Origin of the sequence: Streptomyces sp. NPDC020884 (assembly GCF_044333935.1) — a bacterium.
In the GTDB taxonomy this organism is placed as follows: Bacteria; Actinomycetota; Actinomycetes; order Streptomycetales; family Streptomycetaceae; genus Streptomyces.
This window is the reverse complement of sequence record NZ_JBIRRY010000010.1, coordinates 253,666-275,296: the sequence shown is the minus strand read 5'-3', so window position 1 is coordinate 275,296 and position 21,631 is coordinate 253,666. Positions and strand designations below refer to the sequence as shown.

The window sequence follows — 21,631 nt, the reverse complement described above, 5'->3', positions numbered from 1 at the left end:
GGGGCCGGAAGCACCCGCAGACGCTTCCGGCCCCCACCGGGCCCGACCGAGAGAAGGACGCGATGGGCACCAGCATCGACGTACAGCGACTCATCACGCACAGCGGCTATCGCCCCTGTCCGATGTGCCCGGCCGTCCTTCGCCCCACGACCGACCGCTGCCCCCACTGCCGCACGCCCCTGCCCGCCCCGTCCCAAGGCACAACGTCACTGAGAAGGCCCTCCTCCGCGCGCATAGCCCCCGTCACCGAAGACGCCCTCGGCGGCCTGAAGGACCTCCCCGAGCAGCGGCTGACCTTCACCGTCATCGGAACCCCCATCACCCAGGGCTCCGTCGACGTCCCCGCCCCCGGAGTCGTCAAGTACAGCCGCGAACTGCGGGAGTGGCGCCGCCACATCAACGCGGCCGCGCGACAAGCCTGCGGTGCGACCTGGGAGCCGGCGAACTGCCCGCTCGTCATGTCTGCGGTCTTCACCCTGCCCCGGCCCAAGAGCGCACCCAAGAGCAGAGCGATCCACGCGGCGACGAAACCCGACGTCGACAAGCTGATCCGCGCGGTACAGGACGCTCTTTCTCCATCAGACAAGAGGACCTTCCGCGTCTACACCGAAGACTCCCGGATCGTCGGCTACGACACCGGGCCCTTCAAGACCTACCCCGCACCGCTGGGAACGCACGACTGGGCCCTCACCGAGCCCGGCGTGACTCTCGCGATCACCCCCGCACCCCCCGCAACTCTCCGCCAGGACACCGCATGAGCGATACGACGGCCTGCATCACCCACGCTGACCTCTTCCGGCTCCTGGAGGACCTGTCCAGCGCCGGAATCGGCGACCACATGCTCGAAGGTGACCAGCTCACCATCTTCACCGACGACGAACCGGACTTCCGGGAGTCCCTCACCCAGGTCCGTGCGCTCTGCGCCGCCTGCCCCCTGCTGGAGTCCTGCCTCTTCGCCGCGGTGACCGACCACGCCGTCACCGGCATCGTGGCTGGAACCACCGAGAGCGACCGGAAACGGATACGCAAGGACCTCGGGGTGCCCCTGTCCTTCAACGAGGACAACGACATCTACCTCGTCGGCCGGCGCAGTCACGATCCCGTCGACGCTGAGAAGGTCCAGGCCATGACCACAGCCGGCCAGATGACCCAGGTGGAGATGGCGAAGGAGCTGAACTGCTCCACCCGGACCGTCCGCCGGAGGCAAGCGAGCCCCTGCAACGTGCGCCGCCGTGAACGGACCAACAAGCTCACGCCGAAGAAGGTCCTCGACGCCGCCGAGCAGCTGCTCCCGTGGTTCTGACAGCGAAGCAGGCCCTCAGCCTGGGCGCCCTCGACGCGCCGTCCCCCCGCGCAGCGTTAGCGGGGCTGGCCCCGCGCCAGCCCCGGCAGCTGAACCGGCTGTCCACCTCGCACCGGCCGCCAACCGGTGCGCCCGCCCTTGAGGCGGCTCCCCCCTCCCCTTCCACGCGGTAGCCCACCTCTCACTTTGTGCTGCCCAAAAAGAGCGAGAGCACCACCTCATGCGCCGCCCGCACCCCCAACCGCACCGTGCGCCCCACAAAGCAGAACCACTGGAACCAGTCCCGCGTGCCGAGCAGGACGTTCTCACCACGCACGCGCGCCGCAGCCAACCCCGAGCATGGCTCAAGGCCCTGGCCTGGCTCATCGACAGCGGCGCACACCCCAACGCGCTGGCCACGACCACCGTTGACATCGCCGTCGACCTCGCAGCGCGCATGGACTTCCAGCGGGGCATCGTGCTGTACGACCTCGACGGCACCGCACAGCGTCTCGGCCTATCGCGCGCCACGGTGAAGAGGCACGTCAGAATCCTGCGAGAGCTCGGCGCGCTCGTCTGGCTCCAGCACGGCAGCCGCCGCAACCTCCGGCTGCCCGGGCGCCCGTACACCGCCACAGCCACCGTTTACGGCGCCACCATCCCCGTGGCCTACGACACCGCGCACGGGCACCGCCTGTCCGGCCACGGGTACACCGCCCGCGTCGTCGGCCTCACGCCAGCCGGCCGTACCCAGGCCATCGCGCACGCCCTGAAGGGCACAACAAAACCCCGCCTTGAGCCCCCTTCCCGTAGCAACACCACCCACCCACTGACAGCTGATGTGAGAGGTACTTCAACAACTACGCACCACCCGCGAGCCGACAAGCCCGCCAGGCAGTCGCTTCTCGGCCGAACGGTGACCGCAGGCGCCTACCGCACCGCATACCGTTTCGCCCGAGCCCTGCGGCCGCTGCACGGCTGGCTCCAGCGCGCCCGGCTCGAACAGTTGTCCTGGGTGCTGGTCGACAAAGCTCTGGACGGCGCGGCCCTCCAGCAGGTGCACTCCTGGCTTCACGAGATCAACCCCGTACACCACCACGGGCCCTCCTGGCGTCCACAGCGAGCTCACGCGTACCTGGCGGGACAACTCATCCAGGACGCCGAACGGGAACACCAACGCGGCCAGCATGCGGCCGGCTCGGCTCTCAGCGCCCCTCCCACGGAGGAATTCACCACCACGGTCGAGGCCCTTCAAGAGCGCAACGACGACGGGGAGAAATTCGCGGACATCAGCTGCATCGAGGAACTTGATGACAGCCTCCTGCAGCAGATGAGAGCCGATGCGTGGAACCGCTTCAGGTTCCACGGCGACGCGGACCTGGTCCTCATCGCCGTCGACGGGCTCGGGCGTACGGAGGCCTCGCGGCTCTACTCCGCCCCGCTCGTCGACGCCTGCATTCGCCTCCGCGCCACCCCCCTGCTGCTGGCCAGCAGCTGAACCGCCCAACCGAGCCCGAGGAGGGCGACCAACGTGACCGCCCGATCCGAGGCTCAACCACCGACCAGGACTCCCGGACCGCCGGAACGCGCCTCCCTCACCACGAGCGCCGGGGACCGTGCGCCCTCGGGCGCCGACCTCGCACGCATCGTCTTGCGCCGTGCACGTGCCGATGCTTCCACGAGGCCGACGCGGGCCAACGGCCCGCGAAGTCCTGCGCGATCGAGCAGCAGCTCCGACGGACGAGATCCACGCCCCCTGGCAGGCATCGTCAATCAGCTTGTCGTTGACAACCGGTGGCAGGACGAAGCCGCGGGGGCGGACCTCAGGAAGGAGTGGGCCTCACTCATCGGACAGACGCGCGCGGCTCACTGGAAGGCCGTCGCGTTCGACGAGACCACCGGCACTCTCCGGGTTCTGTGTGACTCCGACTCGTGGGCCGCCAGCCTGCGGCTCATGGCAACGCAGGTAGTTGCCGAGGTCAACAAGAAGTACGAGGCACTCCTGGAAGATGCGGCCGACAGGCCGAGCACCACACCTGCGAAGCGCCACACCAGCCCACTTCGCCGGATATCGGTGGAGGTGGGAAGCGGCCCTCGTACCCCTTCGTCGCCCGGCAGCGAATCCGGCTCAGTACCGGCCGCTCCCGCGCCCGCTCTGCGCAAGGAGCGCGGTGCCGAACCAAGCGCCGAGTACCGGCAAATGCGTGCTCGATGGGCAGAGACCCGAGCCGAGCAAGAAGCCGCCAGGGCGTCAGCCCTGCCTAAGCAACGGCAGCACAAGGGCGACGCCCCCAGCCGGGAGTACCGCGAGCAGCGTGAGCGCACCCGCCAGGAATGCGGAGCCACCCACGAACAGATTGTGGCGATCGCACGGACACAGGGGCGCGCATCCACCGACGAGCCCTCCCTGGCCCAGGCCAGCTGATCACACAGGACCGAAAGGAACATGTCATGCCCGTGCCAGTCCCGCCGACGCCAGCGCCCCCTGAGCCCGCGTCACCACCCTTCCGCCAGATAGGCGAAGCGGACGTCGACGACTTCGCAGCATTCCTCCTCGACCCCTCCCGTACAACACCAGTAGTGCTCCTCTCCCCCGACCCTCACCGTCACGATGGCACCCCCCTGGTCAGCCCGGCCCGCCTGATCGAACAGATCCGCGACAAGGCCGAGGTCGCGGTCTTCACCGACCAAGCAGCCGCTCGGACCCTGCGGGCGCTGATCCCCAACCTGAACGTGTGGGGAGGCGCGGCGCGCATCATCCACACAGGCGCGACCCTCAAGGACACCAAGCACCGGCACCCCCTCATAACGATCAGCTCCGGCAGTAGCGACCACGCCATCACGCAGATCCAGAAGTGGCTGCACAAGACACCGGCGGCCCCCGGCACCACCGATGCCAACACCGGCACCGCTCGTCCAGACCCACGAGACCGAGGACGGATCACCTATCGGGCCGACAGCACCGAACACCTGCGCTCCCTGCTGGCCCACGAAAGGCGAAAGAGCTCGGGCCTCCGTCAGGAGAACCGTCAACTCCGAAAGGCACTCAAAGCCGCACAACTGCGTACCGACGCTGCCCCGCCAGTCGTCTACGCCGATCCCGAACAGCAGTTCCGTTACGAAGTGGAACAGTGCTGGCTGCGCCAGATCCCCGAGGCCGATCGGCCCAGATGGCCGCTCGCACCGTACGCACTCGGCCCCGACTGGCTCGGTTCACTGCACATCACCCAACTCGTCGAACGACGCAAGATCCTCGAAGTGACGGTCGAGGTCCTTACCGCTCTTGCCGCCACGATCCCAGGACGGCAGGTCCACCGGATGCGTGCGCGCGAGGAACGCGGCGGGAACCCGCTGGTAAGAGCCGATCAGGCAATCGCGATGCGCTGCCACCTCAAGAACCAGACCGCTGCCGCGCCTCGGCTGATGTGGTGGAGACTGCCCGATCAGAGCATCGAGCTGGCCAGGGTCGCCCTCCATGACGACACCCATCTGCGATGACCCACGTGCCGACAGCACGCCGCCCCCGAGCGGCAGCAATCCGTACGCGCCGCCAAGACACAAGGATCCCAACCATGGCCAGCACCAGCCTCTGGAACATCCAGAAGTTCGATCAGACACTGGGCACCTACACCAACCTCGACGCGACCAAAGCCCACGGCGACCACGTCATCCGCGAGCACTACCGTCACCACATGGACCGCTACCGGGTGCCGGGCGGCCACCGAGTAGTCGACTGGCGTGCTCCCTGCTGCGGCCACCTGCACGGCCCCGGCCAGTTCAACCACACGGTCCACCTGGTCACGCACGCGGCCGGATGCCGGCCGCCGGATATACATTTGCTGCTCTTGCGCCCCTTCTGGGCCGCTACCGGCAAGGCAGTGGGCACCGGTCACGTGAGTACCGCCTGGGAGATCTGGCAGGGCTACGCCCACGACCGGTTCGACCCCAGCAAGCTGCTCACATAGCCCGGTCAAGTCCATAGCCGGGTTGCCCCGTCTGCGTACCCGCGGGCCACCGTCACACCAGGCCGGGAGCGCGGGCGCGCGGCTCTTACTCACATCCCCGCCCGCAGGCTGGCTGGCGGACCGGCAGATCAGAGCTGTCCGCTTTCCCGAGCATGATCCGGGCAACACCGCTGTCGACTCGGGAGGACCAACCTCATGCCCGCGGCCAGAAAACGCCGCCGCCCCGCCACCCGCCGGCCTGCCGCAGGGCCCGGATGGCCGGTGGGCGCACACACCCGAACGTGGCTGGCGTTCACCCTGGGCCGCGACCGCAGTCGCGCCTTCGGGAAAGTGCCGCACGTCCTCCTCAACTGGCTGATCATGCCGCTGTTGGCTGGAGCCTGGTACCTGCAGTGGCACCAGTGGCAAGTCCTCTCCTCCGTCACCGTCACCGCCCTGCTGTACACCATCGGGCGGGCCGCCCGTGTCATCCCCCGCCAGCGGCGAGCTCTGTCCGAGCTGTACAGCCGGGTCATGAAGCCATGCGGACTACCGGCTCCCACCGTCACCCGGCCGGTCAACGAAGGCCAGTACATCCGCGTCACCCGCTGGCGGCGTTCCACCGCGATCGCCGCCGCCCGCATCATGACCGCCCCCTCGGCGCCGGCCGCTCAGGCCCGCACCCGGTGGCAGGCCGAGAAAGCCGTCGAAGCCGCACCCGCCCCACCCGGCACCGGCTGGGTCTTCGACTGGGCCAACCCCGGCTCCCTGGCGTGCGACCTCGTAACCGAGGGCGACCCGCGGCTGCTGCGTATGCAGGACGAGCGGTGGATCAACACAGTCATCGGCCAGCTCTTCCCCGCGCCCCGAGGCGTTGACGTCGACGTGTCCGTCGCGGTCGGCGCCTGGGAGGACCGTGAGGGCCGCGAAGCCCCCACCGAGCTGACTGTCACCCTGGGTGCCTACGACGTCTCCCAGCGCGCCTTCCGGGAGAACATCGAACGCGTCATCGACGCCCAGATCGACCGCGGCCACGTGTGGATCTACACCTGGCAGCCCGGAGAGCTCACGATCCGAGGAGTGCCCACCGGCTCACCGGAGGCGATCCGTAAGCAGGGCACCCGCTACATCTCCGACCTCATCACCGCCCAGATCCCGGCCCGGCAGGCCGGCCAGCTCACCGTCGACATCACCAAATGGGAGGACGATCCCAGCAGCTCCTGGTTCAACACGCCCCGTGAGATCACCATCGGCCTGGGCACCCTGGACGTTGCCGCGCCGGAACTACGCACCCGTATCGAACGCACCCTCGACACCGCCCTGTCCAAAACCCTTCCGGACCGGACCTGGCTGCCGGACTGGTCCTTCGCCAACACCAACGAGCTGGTACTGACCGCTGTCTCCAACGCCGATCCTCGAGCGGTGAGGAAGCGGGAAACGGCCCGTCTGCAGGCCGTCGTCGAGTCCAAGTTCCCCACCAAGCGCGGCCGTGACCCCGTCGAGGTGGACATCCACACCTGGATCAGTCACCGAGGAAGCGGCGGGCCCCCGGTCGAGCGGCCCAAGTCCTTCACCGTGACCTTCGGCGCCTACGACGTCACCAAGCCGGAGACCAGGGACGCTTTCGAACAGCACGCCGACTCCCTCACCGACACCAACGACTGGCACTACGCCTGGAGCGAGGCAGAGGGTCGGGTCACCGTCAGCGCCGTCCCCAAACTGCCCACCCAGCTCGCCTTCCCGGAAAGCGGCAGCCCCGAGTTCGAGGAGTTCCTCGCCCTCGCCCGCCGCGGCACCATCCGCTTCGGCCCCGTCAAGGGAGGCGGCTGGCTCGACTGGGACCTTCAGCAGACCCCCCACGCCCTCATCGGCGGAAAGACCGGCGCCGGCAAGTCCGTCGCCCTGTCCTTGATCCTCTTCCCCGCCCTGTACGACCCGACCATCTACCAGCTCATCGTCTGCGACCCCAAGCGCACCGACTTCACCTGGACCCCCGAGTTCCCCGCCGTCATCAGATTCGCTGCGACGGACGAAGAGATCTACGAGGCAATCCAGGCCTTCGCCGGCGAAATGGACAAGCGCCAGTCCCTCCTCAACAAGTACGGGCGCCGCAACCTGCAACTCCTCCGCGACGCCGTCGCCCGAGGCGAAGTCGTCCTGCGCGACGACGACACCATCCCGGGCCGCCTGATCCTCTTCTTCGACGAGATCGCCGACTACCTCGCCAAATCCGCGAACAAGGAGACCGAGGAACTCAAGAACGACGCCAAGGCGATGCTCGAGAAGGTCGCCCGCCTCGGCCGCGCACTGGAGACGAACATCGCCTGCGCCGCCCAGAAGCCGGCCGGCGACATCCTCGGCATGCAGCTGCGCTCACAGCTCGGCCGACGCCTCGGCGTCGGCCCCCTGGACCAGTACGAATCGCAGCAGATCCTCAACTCCGACCACGGCACCCGCTTCCCGGCCGAAGGCACCCCCAAGGGCCGCGCATGGGGATACGACCCCAAGTACGGCTACCAGCAGGCCCAGATCATGTTCCTGCCCGACGACACCACACCCCTGCCGTGGGACCCGACCGTCACCATCCACGGGGCCAAGGACTCGGCCCGCGCGCACCTCGCCGAACTCGGCTACGTGCAGGTGCTCATCCCCAACAAGGACGGTGGTCAGGACCCCCGCTGGATTCGCCCCGACCTCGTCGAGGGATCCGCTCAGGCTTCCGACGCGGCGCGTACGCCACCACCAGGTAGCCCGGAACCTCCCAAGCTGTCCAAGAACCCGCCGCCACCGCCACCCTCCAACCCACCCTCCGCGCCGCCCACGAGCGGCACGGCCGCGGAGGACCCCCCACCACAGGGGTGGATCAACGGGTTCGACTTCGGCTGATCCCCTGAACGCGCCCCCCCTCTCTCATCCCGATCAGAAAGCAAGGACCCATGAAGGTCTGCATCGTCGACGGCTACCTCACCGGAGCCGAACTCACCCGCCAGCTTCGCGCCCACGGCGTGACATGCCTGCATATTCAGAGCGAACCGCGGACCGACCCTGCCCAGCAGAACAGCTTCCGCCCGCACGACTACGACGTGAACTACGGCTACACAGCGGACACTGCCTGGCTGGCCGCCCAGCTCGCCACGTTGGGCATCTCCCGGGTCATAGCCGGATCCGCATCCGGCGTGCCCCTGGCCGAAACGCTCGCGGAGCACCTAGGACTGCCCACCAACGCACCGGAGCTACGGTCAGCAAGAAGGGACAAGGCACTGGCGTACCAGGCCGTCGAACGCGCCGGACTGGGCACTCCCGAAAGCCAAGCGGCCTCCAGCGCGGCGGAGGCCACCGACTGGTTCGTGAGATCCGGGCTGACCGAAGTCCTGGTCAGACCACTGGACAACGCCAGGGCCGAGATCCGCCCCTTGTGCACCACCCCTGCCGAGGTGGATCGTGCCGCACGCGCTGTCCTGACCCGCCCGAACATTGCCGGCCGGCGCCCCACCGGCGTCATCATCCAGCAGCACCTCGCCGGGGACGCGTACCTCGTCAGTTCAGTGAGCGCCGACGGCTTTCACTGGATCGCTGAGATACGGCGTAGCACCCGGTACGCCCATGACGGTACGAAAAGGTCCCACATCTACGGGGAGCCGGTGGGTCCGGACACGACCGAAGCCCGACGGCTGCGTGACTTCACCGGCAAGGTGCTCGACGCTGTCGGTATCCGGGAGTCCGCAGCGCAGGTCGAGGTCTTGCTGACCAGCCGAGGGCCGGTGTTCGTTGACGCGGGGGCGCACCCCGGCGGCGCGGTTACTGATGACGTCGGCGGACCTCTGGGTATAGCCCAGGCGACGGTGTTCGCGGATTCGCTAGTCGACCGGCGTACGTTTCTGACCACCGTCGAACGGCCCCTCGTGCCGCGGTAGCCTCCCCCGGGAAATGCTGGCGCTCAAGTCGCCGGGCTGAACGCCGTTGTCCGGCAGCCGATGAGGAACTGAGCATCGCGGGGCGCAGCGAGCCCCGAGACACGGCATCATGAGGTCTGTGTCTGCGAACGGATCAGCCTCACACCAGCTCATCATCGCTGCCGCTCAGGCCGCTGGCCCATGCCGGCCCGGCCTGGCCCCGGCCTGGCACGCGCGGGTACGCGAGATCGCGCTGAACTTGTACCTAGACGGCGCCCAGTTGGCCGCCGACATCGCACGCGTGGACGGCGCGGACCGAGTCCGGGGCGTCCTCACCCGCGTTGAAGTCGAGGAAAGCAGCAACCGAGCACTGATCTACATCCGAGCGCTCGGCCGTGGTGAGGAACGGTTTCGCACCGACCGGCTCGAGAACGACTCAGGCAAGGCGCTGCACGCCCTGGCAGAGAGGCTTACCGGCCGGCTCGTGCGGGTCTACAAGGAACTGGAGACGGTTCAGGGCCAGGCGGGAGAGCGGCCGAGCCGGGTCCGCATGGCCGTTCACCTCGTGGATCTCGGTCCGGCTGACGGCTCCGTCCCGGAGAAGGAAGCCAAGGAGATGATGGTCCAGGCCACGGGCCAGGACATGGACCGGGCCAGCGCCGCGTGGCAGGCAGCTGGTCTCCCCGCGTCCGGGCCGGTCCCTCTGGAGCAGCTCGAATCAGCCCTGGCCGCCCAGTCTGCGACGAACGATGATGACCGAGAGGGCGAAGACGGACACAGCTGAACGGTCCGCCCAGACGCGGCCAGGGGCAAGCAGCCGCTGCGCCGCGCCGAGAGGGCTGTCCGCTCACGGCGGCAGGATCGGTCCCATGATTGACATGGGAATCCGCATCGAGTTCTTCGACCCCGCCACCCTCGGCAGTGACCACCGACGACTTCTCGGGGCCCTGTGCCGGCAGGATGGGTACCTGGCCCTCGGCCTCCCAGCCGTGGGCAGCCAGATCAGCGTCAGCTCCCTGCGGGTAACCCCGCGCGGCGACTGGCAGCCTATGGTTCTCGGGTCGACACTGCGTGTCTGCGACGTCGTCCACCAGCCAGCCCCGCGGCGTCAGGGCAACGTGCCCGCCTGGTGGGGAGAGTTCCCCTGCGAGCCGACTGCCACCGTCGTATTGAGGGCGGCTCTGCGAGGTTCCGCAGCGATGCTGATACCCCGCATGTTGCAGTTCGCCGCCGACGGCTGGACTCTGCAGGATCCCGCCGAGGGCAGCGAGCTGCAAACCGCATGGCGCGTTGCGCAGCAGCAGATCACCGAGCAGCGGCTGTTCGCCGCCTGAAGCCTCCCGTCGGTTGCAGCCAAGCTCCTCGCCCGGCGCGTGGGACCTGACCTGGTGGGACCGGGCGAGGGACTGGCTGGCCCGCCGAATGGCCACAGAGGGGTGGGACTTTCGCCTATCGTGGACAGGTCGGGCCCGTCGGAGGAATCTCGCACCATGAGCACACCCATCCAGCCTGTCTGGGAGGACGCCGTCATCGGCTACCTCCGCCAGATGGCCCGTCTTTCCGAGGTCGGCTACAACACCGGCAGGTGGGTCTACCCGACCGAGTACCACTTCCTCCTCGCCCGCGGCCGTCGCTTCACCCCTGCGCCGCCGCCCGCCGACGTGGAGGGCATGAAGCCCAAGCTCTGTTACAGCAACGCCGCCCAGTACGTGCGGCAGCACCAGCACACAGGCCTGCTGTACGCCGAGGGATATGCCCTGCCTGCGCAAGGTGTCGTGCCTGTGGCGCATGCCTGGTGCGTTCGCCCCGACGGGGCGGTGATAGACCCCACGTGGACCGATGCTCCTGGAGGCGTCTACATCGGCGTCGCGGTCCGAGACGCCGCACGGTGGCCGCGGAACGGCGACGGAATCCTTCACAACCCTGGGGCGGCCAGGGGGCTTCTCACAGCAGAAATACCCGAGGGTGTCCTGGCCCCCTGGGGCCGTCCCCTCTAACCATCCGCCAACCAGCCTGCCGAAACCCTCAGGATCACCCCCTCGCCAAGAGCCCCCGAGGGGCACGGCAAGGGCGGCGAGGCGGAGCGCCGTACGGGCAGAGAGCGCTGCGATTCGCGAATTCGCGAGGCTTCGACGGTGGACCGGCCCATGTACTTGTCTGACGCCTCCAGAGCCCAAGCACGCCGGAAGGCCGAACCGAACATGAGCACCACCCGCCGTCGGACCCAGCCCACGAGCCGCCCGGTCGAAACCGGCGGTGTTGATCACAGCGCGGAGCACACCCCGTCAGCGCCCAGGGGAGCCGGTCTCTCCACCGTACGGTCCTCAGGATGGCGAGCTGACAGCGCAAGCTGCAAGAAGCCCAGCACCGCCGGGAACACGATCTACACTCCCACCCAGATACTGAACGCCTTCGCCGCCTCAGGATACGAGCTGGTCAGCGCTTTCCCGAATGTGGGCACCCAGCGCGCAGTGGTGCTCTGCGTCGTGTGTGAGCAGCCTCGTCACCTCTCGGCGGCAGAGCTGCTCAGGGGAAGGCGCGGCCCATGCCGACACCGACGCACTGACCGTACTCGCCGCGCGCGGCGCCCCGCGCGCCCCGAGGAGTTGCGCAGATGGCAGGCACGGCCGTTGGAGCCGCAGCCGGATGACGTGGTGACGCCGTGGCGTCTTCAGTGCACGGAGTGCGGACAGCACCTGCGCGTCACGGTCAACCGGTTGCGCAGCCAGGGACGGCTGTGCGCCCACAAGGAGACCTACGAAGAGCGCTCCGTCCGCCAGACGGAACAGATGATCAAGTACGGGTTCTGGCCGGTGGGACCGTACCCCGGGCGGGCCTGTTACGGCTGGCCGGGCGTATGCCTGACATGCGGCCAGATGCGGTCGCCCAGCATCGACAATCTGAAGAGGCGCGGAGCGTGCCGGCACCAAGGAGCTACTCAAGCCATCAGCGAGCTCGACATGAGCCGAAGCATCTCCGTACGCCGTCTGGAACGCGATGGGCTACGTCTGTGGCTGGTATCGGGACAGCCCACCGGATACTTCACGACGGGGGTAAGCCTTTACGGCGCAGGGTGGGCTCCCATCGCCGTCTCCACGTCCCTTGACCACGCGTCGGCAGCGTACGGTGACTCGGCGGCTCGTCTCGAAGCATGGTCGCTCCGGCGGGCCGCTCGTTGTGAGTGACGGTGCTCAGGAGGAGCAGCGGGCGCGCTCCACGGGCCACGGAGGAACGAGGTGAGGGCGGCCGGGCGGCCGCACCCCCGCCAACCCCCACCAGTCTGTCCCATCCCGCCCCTATCGTGACGCCTGCTGATCGTTGAGCCGGGTGACGGAACGGAGCATCCGGTTGAGTTCGAGGAGTTGGTGTGGTTTCTGTGGCTGGAGTAGGAACGCGAACGCCGCAGGCAAGCCGGGAGAGCGACCAGTGGCTCGAGGATCTGAAGAGACTTACTGGTACCCAGGGCCGCGACGTCGAGATGGCGAGCGAGGCGCTACGGCGTTGCCACGCTGGTCTGCTGACGGCACGCGAAATGCGGTTGGTGCTTCTGGGCATGGAGTCCCTCCCGGAGTGGGCGCCGGCGCGCAGAGCGGTCGTCGAGGCTCTGTCCGCCAAGCCACACAGGGCGCGGGAGGTCCTCATCGCGCACACGCAAACCGAGGTGTGGCCCGCCCCGCGTTTCGAGCGCGCCGGTAGCGGCACCGGCGAACGTTCCAGGCCCCCGACCACCGCACTGGTCGCTTCCATCGGTCCGCCGGGCGAGCAGGTCACCGGCCCCGTCCAGCACGCGGCCACCACTCGCGAGGCCAAAGACCGAGCCGCGCTCGCGCTCCTGGTCTGCCTCACGGGCGTCGAATTGCCCGCCGGAGCCCAGGCAGAGCCTCATTCCCCGGCAGGGGCGGAGCAACTGGCCCTGCCCGGCATGCTTTCGGAGGTCTTCGAGCACCGTCTCAACCGCGCTCTGGATACAGGAGGGGCGCCCGACCAGCAGCTGGAGACCGAGACCCTGCGCCGTGCGCATGCTGGGAGGCTTCGTCACCGTGACATCTATCGGCTGCTCCTCCAGGCGCGAGGCTCGGCGTGGGAGCCCGCTCGCACAGCCGCCCTGCACCGGGCAGCAGCGCAACCTCCCGCCGCGGCTCACCTCCTTCACTGGGCAGCCCAGCAATCCAGTGAAGGAGGAGGTAAGGAAGGGCTCCTGGTTTACGAGGAGCAACCAAGAGACCTCCTCGGAGACCATCAGGTGAGAGCGCGCTTGACGCGGGGAGAGCGGGTGCACACGGGGCCGATCCGCTCCGCAGCTTCACGCAAGACGGCCAAGCACTACGCGGCCAGCGCGCTGCTCGCCGAGCTTTCCGGGCTGCCAGAGCCCACGATCGAGATCGAGGAGAAACCGGCCCAGACGGCACCCATCACGATTCCCGCACAGGGGCAGAACCCCCTCAAGTACCTGAACAAGCACCATCAACTGGAGACGATCACCAAGCCCGAGGCCATCCTGCGCACACGCGGATCGCGCACCGAGTGCACCTACTCCTGCCGCCACCGTGCTACCGATACTCACGTCAGCGCAACGGGGAGCGGATCGAACAAGACGGAAGCCCGGCAGGCAGCCGCCATGAAACTGCTGCACCAGCTCCAGGCCGTCGACGCCGCCATCGCCACCGAAGCAGGCTCCGGTCACGGCAGCCCGCCTCGGCCTGCGACTTCACCGCCCGCGCCCCCAGAGCAACGCCACGCCACCCGCGCGGTGATGACCGTCGGCAGCCGGGATGCGCGAACACTTCTGATGCAGGCCATTGCATCCATGTGCCCGGTGGCTTTCGTCCCCTCTGCGGGCGACCGGAACGCAGGGTGGTGGGTGAAGGACCAGGGTGACCAGGCCCTCCCCATGACCGATCTTCCCGCTCCACTCACCGCCGAGACCGCCGATTCGAACCGCGGCTGGTGGATCCCGCTCGCGGCGGGCGTCGCTGTCCTGGCGCAGGCCCCCAACCAGGCCAGCCCCACCGTGGCGTTCTGGCAACGGGCCCAGCACATCGGACTCCAACTCGTTCGTGCCCAGGCGATCTATCCCGCCCTAGGCGAGGACCGCCGGGGAGTATGGAGGGCGGGCCCGCTTCCACCGGCTGCCGAGGAAGCCCTGAGGGCCCTCGCAGAGGCGGCGCCACCCGGCGCGGTGACACCCTCGGTCTCCGCCCTCCAGCAGCTCACCTCGTTCTGCGACGCGCTCACCGACACGCTCGTGCGTACTCCGGCAGCCGAGCTGTTCGGCGCCAGCCCATGGACCGCTCCCACGCCGCAGCCGGTGGACGCAGACACCGAGCGCGCCGTACGCGGATGGCTGGATGCCGTGGAGGACCAGGTCGATGGCGGCAGTACCCCTCGGCTTCTCCTCCGTGTCGAAGAGCCGACCGATGAACAGGCCGCCGCCGGGCGGCTGAGCGTCGGCCTGCGCTTGGCGGCCGCCGAGGCTGAGGACTACGTGGACGCAGGAGAGGTCTGGTCGGGAGCCGAGCGGTTGGGTGATGAGAACGCCGCCGCTGTGCGGCCACGTGTGGCCCGGGTTCTGCGCCGGGCGGCCCGCACGTGTCCAGCTCTCGCCGGGCTCGCTGGCCTGGACCGCCCCGAGCGCTTCACCATGCACGCCCTGGCGATCGAGGCGCTCCTTGAGCAGGAGACGGAGATCGCCGAGACGGGAGTCCGGGTGCTATGGCCCACCGGATTGCGAACTGCCCTGCAGACCACTGCCATCGTCGGCACCACCCCACGCATGACCTCCGCCGGTCATCCCCCTCAGCTCGGCAACGCCCCGAAGTTCAGCCTGACCTCGATGCTCGACTTCCGCTTCCAGGTGGTCATGCGAGGGGTCGCACTGAGCGAAGAGGAGATGGACGCGCTCGCCGAGGCCGCACGTCCCTTGGTGCGCGTACGCGGCCAGTGGGTACTGGCCGACTCCGTTGTACGCCGCCGAGCCCGCCATCGCCTGCTGGGACAGCTTCCTGGCACTCAGGCCCTGACCGCGGCCCTGACGGGATACGTCACCGCCGAGAGCACGGTCATCACTTGTCAGCCAGCCGGGCCCCTCGCCGACATCATCAGCGTCCTGAAAAGCGGAGAGCACCACCACAACCCGACTCCGCCCCCAGCCGGCCTCCGTGGAACCCTGCGCCCATACCAGCAGCGGGCCCTGACCTGGCTAGCACACACCACCGACCTGGGCTTCGGAGCAGTCCTCGCCGACGACATGGGACTCGGCAAGACCCTCACCACACTCGCCTTCATCCTCCACCACCAGCGAAAGACCCCCGGCCCGATCCTGGTGATCTGCCCAGCCTCCCTGGTAACCACATGGTGCCGCGAAGCAGCCCGATTCGCACCGGACCTTCCGATCCACGCCTACCACGGCCCCGAACGCACCCTCGAAACGGTCACCGAGACCACGGTCGTGGTCACCACATACGGCCTGCTCCGCAAGGACCACGCCCGCCTTGCCGAACGCACCTGGGGGCTGATCGTCGCCGACGAGGCCCAGCACGCCAAGAACCACAACACCGGCGCCGCCCGACACCTTCGGACCCTGCCCTCGGTCACCCGGCTCGCACTCACCGGCACACCCGTGGAGAACAACCTCTCCGAGCTGTGGGCCCTCCTCGACTGGGTCAACCCCTCCCTGTTCGGCAGGCTGAAGACCTTTCGAGCCCGATGGGCCACTGCAGCGGAGAAGAATCCCGATGGGCCAGAGGCCGCCGAGCTTGCCCGGATCATCGCCCCGTTTCTCCTCCGCAGGCTCAAGACCGACCCCGGAATCGCCCCTGAACTTCCCGCGAAGATCGACCGGCCGCGCTATCTGCGACTCACGACAGAACAGGCCGCCCTGTACGAGGCTGTCGTACGCGAGACCCTCCACCAGATTCAGAACGCCACCGGCATCACCCGCAATGGCCTGGTCCTCCAGCTCCTCACCGCCCTGAAGAAGATCACCAACCACCCGGCCCACTACCTCCGCGAGTCACCGCCCCGGGCCGCCGAGGCATCCGACTTCACCGCCCGCTCGTCCAAGACCGCAGCGCTTGTGGAACTGCTGGAGAACATCCGCCCTCCCGGAGAAGCAGCACTGATCTTCACCAGCTTCGTGGCGCTGGGCCACATGCTCAACGCCCATCTCGACCACCTCGGCCACAAGCCGGTCTTCCTCCACGGCGCCACTCCCCTGCACGAAAGGCAACGCATGGTCGACGACTTCCAGGCCGGCCGGCACCCGGTGATGATCCTTTCCCTCAAGGCCGCTGGAACAGGCCTGACCCTCACCCGCGCGGCGCACGTCGTCCACTTCGACCGGAGCTTCAACGCCGCGGTGGAGGACCAGGCCACCGACCGGGCCCACCGCATCGGACAGCGCCAGACCGTCACCGTGCACCGCCTGATCACCGAGGAGACCGTCGAGGACCGCATCGACGAACTCCTCCGGCACAAACGTGCCCTGCAATCAGCTCTCCCCACCGCGGGCGATCAGGCGCTCGCCCAGCTCAGCGACCAGGAACTCGCTGCCCTCGTACGACTGGGAGCACCACGATGACCCAGCCTCCCAGCGTCGCCGGATGGGCGCAGGCCCTGACAACCGCCCTTGCCGCAACCGCCGGCGAGGCAACCTTGGCCGCCGGCCGGCATCTGCTGAGGGACGGCGGCGCCCCACTGAACGTGACGCAAGGCTTCGCGATCAGCAAGTTCCAGCTGCCCGACGCCCGAGTCGTCCGGCCCCGCCTGGTCGTCACTGAACTTTCCACCACTCAGTGGGACCGCATCGACGCAGCGATCATGGCGCTCCCGGACGCCGCGATAGTCGCTGGCACCACGGCCATCAGCGACGAGTTCATCAACCCCCACCTGACCGCGGGTGTCCCCCTGATCCCCGCACCCGAGGACATCTCCTACACCTGCACCTGCTCCACCGGCGAGACCACCCCCTGCCCGCACTCCGCAGCCGTTGGACTGCTCCTCACGGAACGACTCAGGACCACACCCGCCCTGCTGTTCACCCTCCGCGGCCGTCCGCACCAGCACCTGAAGAAGCGACTGAACGCAACGAGCGCCCGGCCCGCCCGGCAAGAGCCCCCCGCCCTGGAAAGCCCCCCTGCTGGGGCCACCCAGCCCCTGCCACTCGCCGCCGCCCCAGGGGCGGCGGCGCAACCCGCCATCCCGGACCCAGTCGACCTCGACCTCACCCCGCTAACGCCGGCACACGCCCTTCCCCAACCACCACCCGCACCCCTCCCGGACCTCCAGGAGCTCAACACGGTGGCCGCGGACGCCGCCCACCGCGCCCAGATGCTCCTGGACGGCGGTGAGCTGCACATCTCCCGGGACACCCCCAGTGACATCGCCCGGCTCACCACGCTCCCCCACGGGGCTCACTTCCGGCCCGCAGCCATGGAATACCTGAGCCTCGATGTCGTCAGCATGGGCCACCTGCAACTCGCCTACACCTACGGCGGCCCGGCCGGAGCCACTGCGTACCTCGAGACATTCCCAGTCGAACACGAAGTCCTCGCCCAGGCCCAAGCCGCCATCCAGCCCCTGAGACCCGCCTCGATGGCGACCGTCGAGTGGGAGGACAACCGCCTCACCGACCATGCCGCAGGCGTTCAACTGCGCTACGGGCTCGACACACGCTGGCACCCCTACCGCGCCCCTTTCGGAATCTGGCAGCCCGTCCAAGGAGCCGATGCCGATCCGGCACAGGCCTACCGAGCAGCCCGCAGCACCCAGGTGAGGGGACGTACGCCCAAGAAGTGATGGTGTCCGACCTCACCGGTACGATTCCGGCATAACCGGCCCCTGGTAAGGGTCGGCGCACCGGCGCTCACTGCCAAGAGGGCCGGATGCACAACGGCTGCGAACTGGTGGTTCCAGGGGCAGCGCCGTTCCTGACCGTGGCAGCGGGCAGGAGTGTCCCGGCGTGGCAGCCGGACGGCACAAGGCGGTCGGCCCGCGCCAACGGCCCGGGCCGACCCCACCGCTCGCGTTCGCAGCCTGCACGCGGAACACCCTCGCGCGCCGCAACCGAGCAGCGCGGTCTCGTCCAGGTCGGCTGCGAGCTGCAGATCAGGAGAACGGTACGGGGGCACGACGACGGCTCCGCTTCAACCAACGGGAGGAGGACGCGTTCAGCGTGCCCCGCTGCCCGCCCAAACCGACTTGGCCTCTGTCCGCTATCCGGCGGTCGGCAGACCCGAGTCGGCGGAGCACAGACGGAGCAGCTCCTGGCGCTGCTGCTCGCTCAGCCCCTGCACGCGCCGGTGGCCCTCGACGCCCAACGAGCTGAGGAGCCTGCCCCGCTTCGCCGGGCCGGTGCCGGGAAGCGCCTCCACCAAGCGACCCACGCGTGTCATGCCGACCGTGCGGTCCACCCGCGCGAGAACATCACCGATGCTCACCCGTCCCGCCTTCAGGTCACTTAGCAGCAGAGCCCGCTCCTGGCGTACGGCAGCAGCCTTCTCCAGGGCACGCTTCCGCTCCGCGGGTGACAAAGACGGCGGAGGCGTCGGCGGCGCCGGCCGGCGCCGCCGGATCTCCAGCTCCTCGGCCCTCTCCTCCGGGTCGGGGGCGGTGAGCTGCCCGAGCCGGGTGGGCTCGGCGAGCAAACGGCTGGTCAGCGCATGGTGCGCCGCCCACAGGGCCCTGAAGGAGCACGGCAGGTACGGATGACGCGCAGGCTCACCGAGACGGGGTCGACCCGGCCTCGTCGTGATCCACAAGGCGTGGACCTCACCGCCCAGGAGCTCAGAGGTCAACAACGCGTGACGATCCAGCCATCGCTGTGCCGTACGCACCGCCAGCTCATCCAGCGGGTACGGCTTCTCCCCGAGGGTGACGGTCGGCACCGTCGCCTTCAGGTCCACGTCACCCACGTCGACAGCCGCGAGCTGCGACATCGGACGCCCAGTGGCCAGACGCATCGCGGCCAGCGCACTCGTCCGCTCCCATACCGCCGTGGTCGTACGCGGAGGCCGGTTCTCCGCCAGAGCGGCCACGATGCTCCGGCTCTTCTCGACCGGAAGGGCCTTCGAAGCAGGCTGATCCACTGGGAGCCGCTGCGGCATCCCCAGGTGCTGGGCGAAGCGGTTGAACGTCGCGCGGCGGGCGGCCTGCGCCCCCTCGGACGCTTTCGGGCCGTGGAGTGTCCTGCGCTGGCGTGTGTAGCCGTCTCCCGCAGCCTTCAGCCACACCGCCGCGTAGTCCAGGTCGACGAGATCAGCTGCGCGGACACGGCTCTCAGGCATCTCCAGGACCTCCGTGAGGAACTGCAGATACTCGTTCAGGTAGCAGGCCCGCTGGTTGTAGGTGGTCGCCGGCCCGAGGGCCAGTTTCTTCAGCAGCGCAGCCACTTCCGTGCGAGCTGAGCGGTCGAGCGCATCCATGACAGACCAGCGTACGGCGTGACTGCCGTTCCGACTCTTCGAATCTCGCAGCACGCCTGCGGACAGAAGCAGAGGCCGACAGACTGACTCTCTGCCGGGCGGTGCTCAACTACTACCCTCAGGGGGCCGACAGGGTCCGCGCCGAGGTCATTCTGACCCGGTGCCGGCCACGCCGGCCAAGACGAGAGGATGAAAGACGTGATGAGCACAACTCTGCCGACGGAGCATCTCCACGTGGCCGTGCTCAACGGTCACCAGGAGGCCTTCTATCGCGCGGAGCACGCCCGGACGCTGGTCGAGCAGTGGAACCGTGCCGTTGCCCCGACCATTACTCGTGACCGCGCCGAGGGACACTCGAAGGCTGCAGACCGCCTCTCCGGGCGCGTAGAACCCTGCGACCGCCAGCACTGGCAGAGGTACGGTCCCGGAGGCATGGCCGCCGTGTGGACCCGAGTGCCCGAGTTCCGCATGCAGCACGTCCATCACGCGGTCTTCGTCGGCATCACCACCCGGCGCAAAGTGACGGACTCCGGGCTCCTCGTCCGACAGACCTGGGAGTTCCAGAGCTGGTTCACCACCGCGCCGGTACGCCGACGCGTGGAGATCCGACACAGGGGAAGCGTCGAGGTCTCGGCGTACGGGCTCGATCGGGAGGCAGTCGAGTCTGCGTTCAAGGACGCCGTCGACCATGTGACGACCTACCCGAACAGCGACGACACCTTCGACCCGGCCGATGTCCTGAAAATGCTGCGGGCCCTGGCCGAAGGCGACGGGCGAAAGTACGCCCCATACGAATCGGCCTTCCACGCGGACGTGCGGGCGGCTCACTCCTGCGGACTCGTTGAGGAAGATCGTGAATCCCAGTCACGCCCCCTTGTGCTCACCAAAGAGGGTTTGGCCTTCGTCGATCGGCACAGCCTGATGGAGCTGCCCGATCCGCAGCTCATAGAGTGGGATGATCTTCCCTCCCTCGCTTGGCCGCTCTCTGAGCTCGCCATCCGCGCCGCCAGGCTTCGCTGAAAGCCCTCAGCCCATCAGTCCAGAGACACGAAGGCCCTGCACGGGCTGGTGGCAATCCCCCCTCCCGCCAGCTCGGCCAGCGGAACGCATGCTCTGTTCTCAGTGCAGCTCTCGCCACCGTGCACGGAAAGCTGCCATCGGCCCCCGAAGCGCCTCGCTGGCTCGAGCCCCCAGGATCTTCAGGTGCTCTGAGTCAGCGGGTTCGGGACATCCGAAGGAGGTGGCATAGTCGTCAGCTGGTTCAGGGTCCGCCCACTGCAAATAGGTCCCGTACCAACTGTTGACGACCTGCCATAGACGAACGGCATGATCCCCCGCATCCGGAGAGACAAGCTGGACCTGCTCGACGGCTTGGTGCACTCCCTCCCACGCTCGTGCTGCGAAGGCGGTATCTGCGGGTCCCGCCGTCGAACCCACGAACCCGTCCGCCCGCAAGCCGCTGATCTGCTGCACGAAGTCTTCGACCGCTCGGATCAAGTCCGCTTCGGGACTACCACCGTCCGCCCCAGAGCCGGCCACCGCAGACTGCTCGCTGCTGCGGTTCGGGACAACGTCAGTTTCGGCTGACGGAGTTGAAGATCCGAATGCCTCCTGCTCAGGGTGCGTAGCGGTTTTTCCGCGCGGAGAGCGCCGCGTTGCCTGCTCCCAGAGCTGTTCCAGTTCCCGTCGGCTCGCGAGCTGCTGCTTGAGGAGGTCGGTTTGGGCACTGCGAGACACCTTGTTCCCGGACGCGTCGGCTGCGTCGGGGAAGAGCGCCGTGACGACGGCGGTGAAGGTCGAGCTCTGCGACGCCGCTCGCCCATGCCAGAGCGGAGCGAGCGTGCCGGGCGGAACACCGGCATTCCTTGCCAGGTCGGCTTGACGCCATCCCCTCTGCGTCGCATAGGAGCGGACCGCGGCTCCTAGCGCGCTGCGGGCAGCAGCCGCGGCTGTCCCCTCGGTTGGTCCTGCCACGCGGTTTCCCCTCGTATTCGGAGTTCTTCGGGCTTGTTCCGCTCCGAACAGCCGGGGCGGGGCGGTGACGCTGAATGAAGGAACCCAGGCGGCTACGACGGTCCTGGATCACCGATG

At 68.5% G+C, this 21,631-nt stretch carries 15 protein-coding genes; 14 read left to right on the top strand and 1 reads right to left on the bottom strand.

Translation table 11 applies throughout. The features are described from left to right. Positions 1 to 62 precede the first annotated feature (62 nt). The 13 genes from ACH4UK_RS29035 to ACH4UK_RS28975 all read left to right on the top strand — a co-directional run bounded on the left by ACH4UK_RS29035 (position 63) and on the right by ACH4UK_RS28975 (position 17,915). Positions 63 to 758, top strand: coding sequence for a RusA family crossover junction endodeoxyribonuclease (locus tag ACH4UK_RS29035; RefSeq protein WP_398360992.1), 696 nt, complete (start codon positions 63 to 65; stop codon positions 756 to 758). Further along, positions 755 to 1,303, top strand: a complete 549-nt coding sequence (locus ACH4UK_RS29030; protein WP_331759124.1) for a WhiB family transcriptional regulator — start codon at positions 755 to 757, stop codon at positions 1,301 to 1,303. The genes ACH4UK_RS29035 and ACH4UK_RS29030 overlap by 4 nt, the downstream gene beginning before the upstream one ends. A gap of 220 nt (positions 1,304 to 1,523) precedes the next feature. Continuing rightward, the gene (locus tag ACH4UK_RS29025) at positions 1,524 to 2,780 is read left to right on the top strand and encodes a hypothetical protein (RefSeq protein ID WP_398360990.1); all 1,257 of its coding nucleotides are present in this window, start codon (positions 1,524 to 1,526) and stop codon (positions 2,778 to 2,780) included. 33 nt (positions 2,781 to 2,813) lie between these two features. Further along, positions 2,814 to 3,707, top strand: coding sequence for a DciA family protein (locus ACH4UK_RS29020; RefSeq protein ID WP_398360988.1), 894 nt, complete (start codon positions 2,814 to 2,816; stop codon positions 3,705 to 3,707). A gap of 155 nt (positions 3,708 to 3,862) precedes the next feature. Beyond that, positions 3,863 to 4,780 carry a hypothetical protein gene (locus ACH4UK_RS29015; RefSeq protein WP_398360986.1) on the top strand — a complete coding sequence of 306 codons (918 nt, stop codon included), beginning with the start codon at positions 3,863 to 3,865 and terminating at the stop codon, positions 4,778 to 4,780. Between the two features lie 74 nt (positions 4,781 to 4,854). Next, positions 4,855 to 5,247: a hypothetical protein gene (locus tag ACH4UK_RS29010; protein ID WP_398360984.1), complete on the top strand. Its 393-nt coding sequence runs from the start codon at positions 4,855 to 4,857 to the stop codon at positions 5,245 to 5,247. A 261-nt stretch (positions 5,248 to 5,508) separates the two neighbouring features. Then, entirely contained in the window at positions 5,509 to 8,112 is a 2,604-nt protein-coding gene (locus ACH4UK_RS29005) for an FtsK/SpoIIIE domain-containing protein (RefSeq protein WP_398360982.1), read from the top strand. 50 nt (positions 8,113 to 8,162) lie between these two features. Continuing rightward, positions 8,163 to 9,140 (top strand): hypothetical protein, encoded by a 978-nt coding sequence (locus ACH4UK_RS29000; RefSeq protein ID WP_398360980.1) that lies wholly within the window; start codon positions 8,163 to 8,165, stop codon positions 9,138 to 9,140. Between the two features lie 118 nt (positions 9,141 to 9,258). Next, positions 9,259 to 9,903 (top strand): hypothetical protein, encoded by a 645-nt coding sequence (locus ACH4UK_RS28995; RefSeq protein ID WP_398360978.1) that lies wholly within the window; start codon positions 9,259 to 9,261, stop codon positions 9,901 to 9,903. A gap of 85 nt (positions 9,904 to 9,988) precedes the next feature. Then, positions 9,989 to 10,453 (top strand): hypothetical protein, encoded by a 465-nt coding sequence (locus tag ACH4UK_RS28990; protein WP_398360976.1) that lies wholly within the window; start codon positions 9,989 to 9,991, stop codon positions 10,451 to 10,453. Positions 10,454 to 10,609: 156 nt separating this feature from the next. Continuing rightward, positions 10,610 to 11,116, top strand: coding sequence for a hypothetical protein (locus ACH4UK_RS28985; protein ID WP_398360974.1), 507 nt, complete (start codon positions 10,610 to 10,612; stop codon positions 11,114 to 11,116). A gap of 1,370 nt (positions 11,117 to 12,486) precedes the next feature. Continuing rightward, entirely contained in the window at positions 12,487 to 16,698 is a 4,212-nt protein-coding gene (locus tag ACH4UK_RS28980; protein ID WP_398360972.1) for an SNF2-related protein, read from the top strand. Further along, positions 16,695 to 17,915, top strand: a complete 1,221-nt coding sequence (locus ACH4UK_RS28975) for a hypothetical protein (protein WP_398360970.1) — start codon at positions 16,695 to 16,697, stop codon at positions 17,913 to 17,915. Before ACH4UK_RS28980 ends, ACH4UK_RS28975 begins: the two co-directional genes overlap by 4 nt. 416 nt (positions 17,916 to 18,331) lie before the next feature. Here ACH4UK_RS28975 and mihF read toward each other — a convergent pair whose 3' ends face one another. Continuing rightward, positions 18,332 to 19,540, bottom strand: coding sequence for an integration host factor, actinobacterial type (mihF, locus tag ACH4UK_RS28970; protein WP_398360968.1), 1,209 nt, complete (start codon positions 19,538 to 19,540; stop codon positions 18,332 to 18,334). A gap of 201 nt (positions 19,541 to 19,741) precedes the next feature. On the opposite strand from mihF, the gene ACH4UK_RS28965 reads away from it, so the two are divergent. Then, a complete protein-coding gene (locus tag ACH4UK_RS28965; protein ID WP_398360966.1) occupies positions 19,742 to 20,560 on the top strand; it encodes a hypothetical protein in 819 nt (272 codons plus the stop codon). Positions 20,561 to 21,631 lie beyond the last annotated feature (1,071 nt).

What these genes read in the sequence shown, in the direction of transcription:
- ACH4UK_RS28990 (WP_398360976.1), top strand. Translation starts at nt 9,989, where the DNA reads ATGATTGACATGGGAATCCGCATCGAGTTCTTCGACCCCGCCACCCTC.
- mihF (WP_398360968.1), bottom strand. Translation starts at nt 19,540, where the DNA reads ATGGATGCGCTCGACCGCTCAGCTCGCACGGAAGTGGCTGCGCTGCTG.
- ACH4UK_RS28985 (WP_398360974.1), top strand. Translation starts at nt 10,610, where the DNA reads ATGAGCACACCCATCCAGCCTGTCTGGGAGGACGCCGTCATCGGCTAC.
- ACH4UK_RS29030 (WP_331759124.1), top strand. Translation starts at nt 755, where the DNA reads ATGAGCGATACGACGGCCTGCATCACCCACGCTGACCTCTTCCGGCTC.
- ACH4UK_RS29000 (WP_398360980.1), top strand. Translation starts at nt 8,163, where the DNA reads ATGAAGGTCTGCATCGTCGACGGCTACCTCACCGGAGCCGAACTCACC.
- ACH4UK_RS28975 (WP_398360970.1), top strand. Translation starts at nt 16,695, where the DNA reads ATGACCCAGCCTCCCAGCGTCGCCGGATGGGCGCAGGCCCTGACAACC.
- ACH4UK_RS28965 (WP_398360966.1), top strand. Translation starts at nt 19,742, where the DNA reads ATGAGCACAACTCTGCCGACGGAGCATCTCCACGTGGCCGTGCTCAAC.
- ACH4UK_RS29035 (WP_398360992.1), top strand. Translation starts at nt 63, where the DNA reads ATGGGCACCAGCATCGACGTACAGCGACTCATCACGCACAGCGGCTAT.
- ACH4UK_RS29010 (WP_398360984.1), top strand. Translation starts at nt 4,855, where the DNA reads ATGGCCAGCACCAGCCTCTGGAACATCCAGAAGTTCGATCAGACACTG.
- ACH4UK_RS29025 (WP_398360990.1), top strand. Translation starts at nt 1,524, where the DNA reads ATGCGCCGCCCGCACCCCCAACCGCACCGTGCGCCCCACAAAGCAGAA.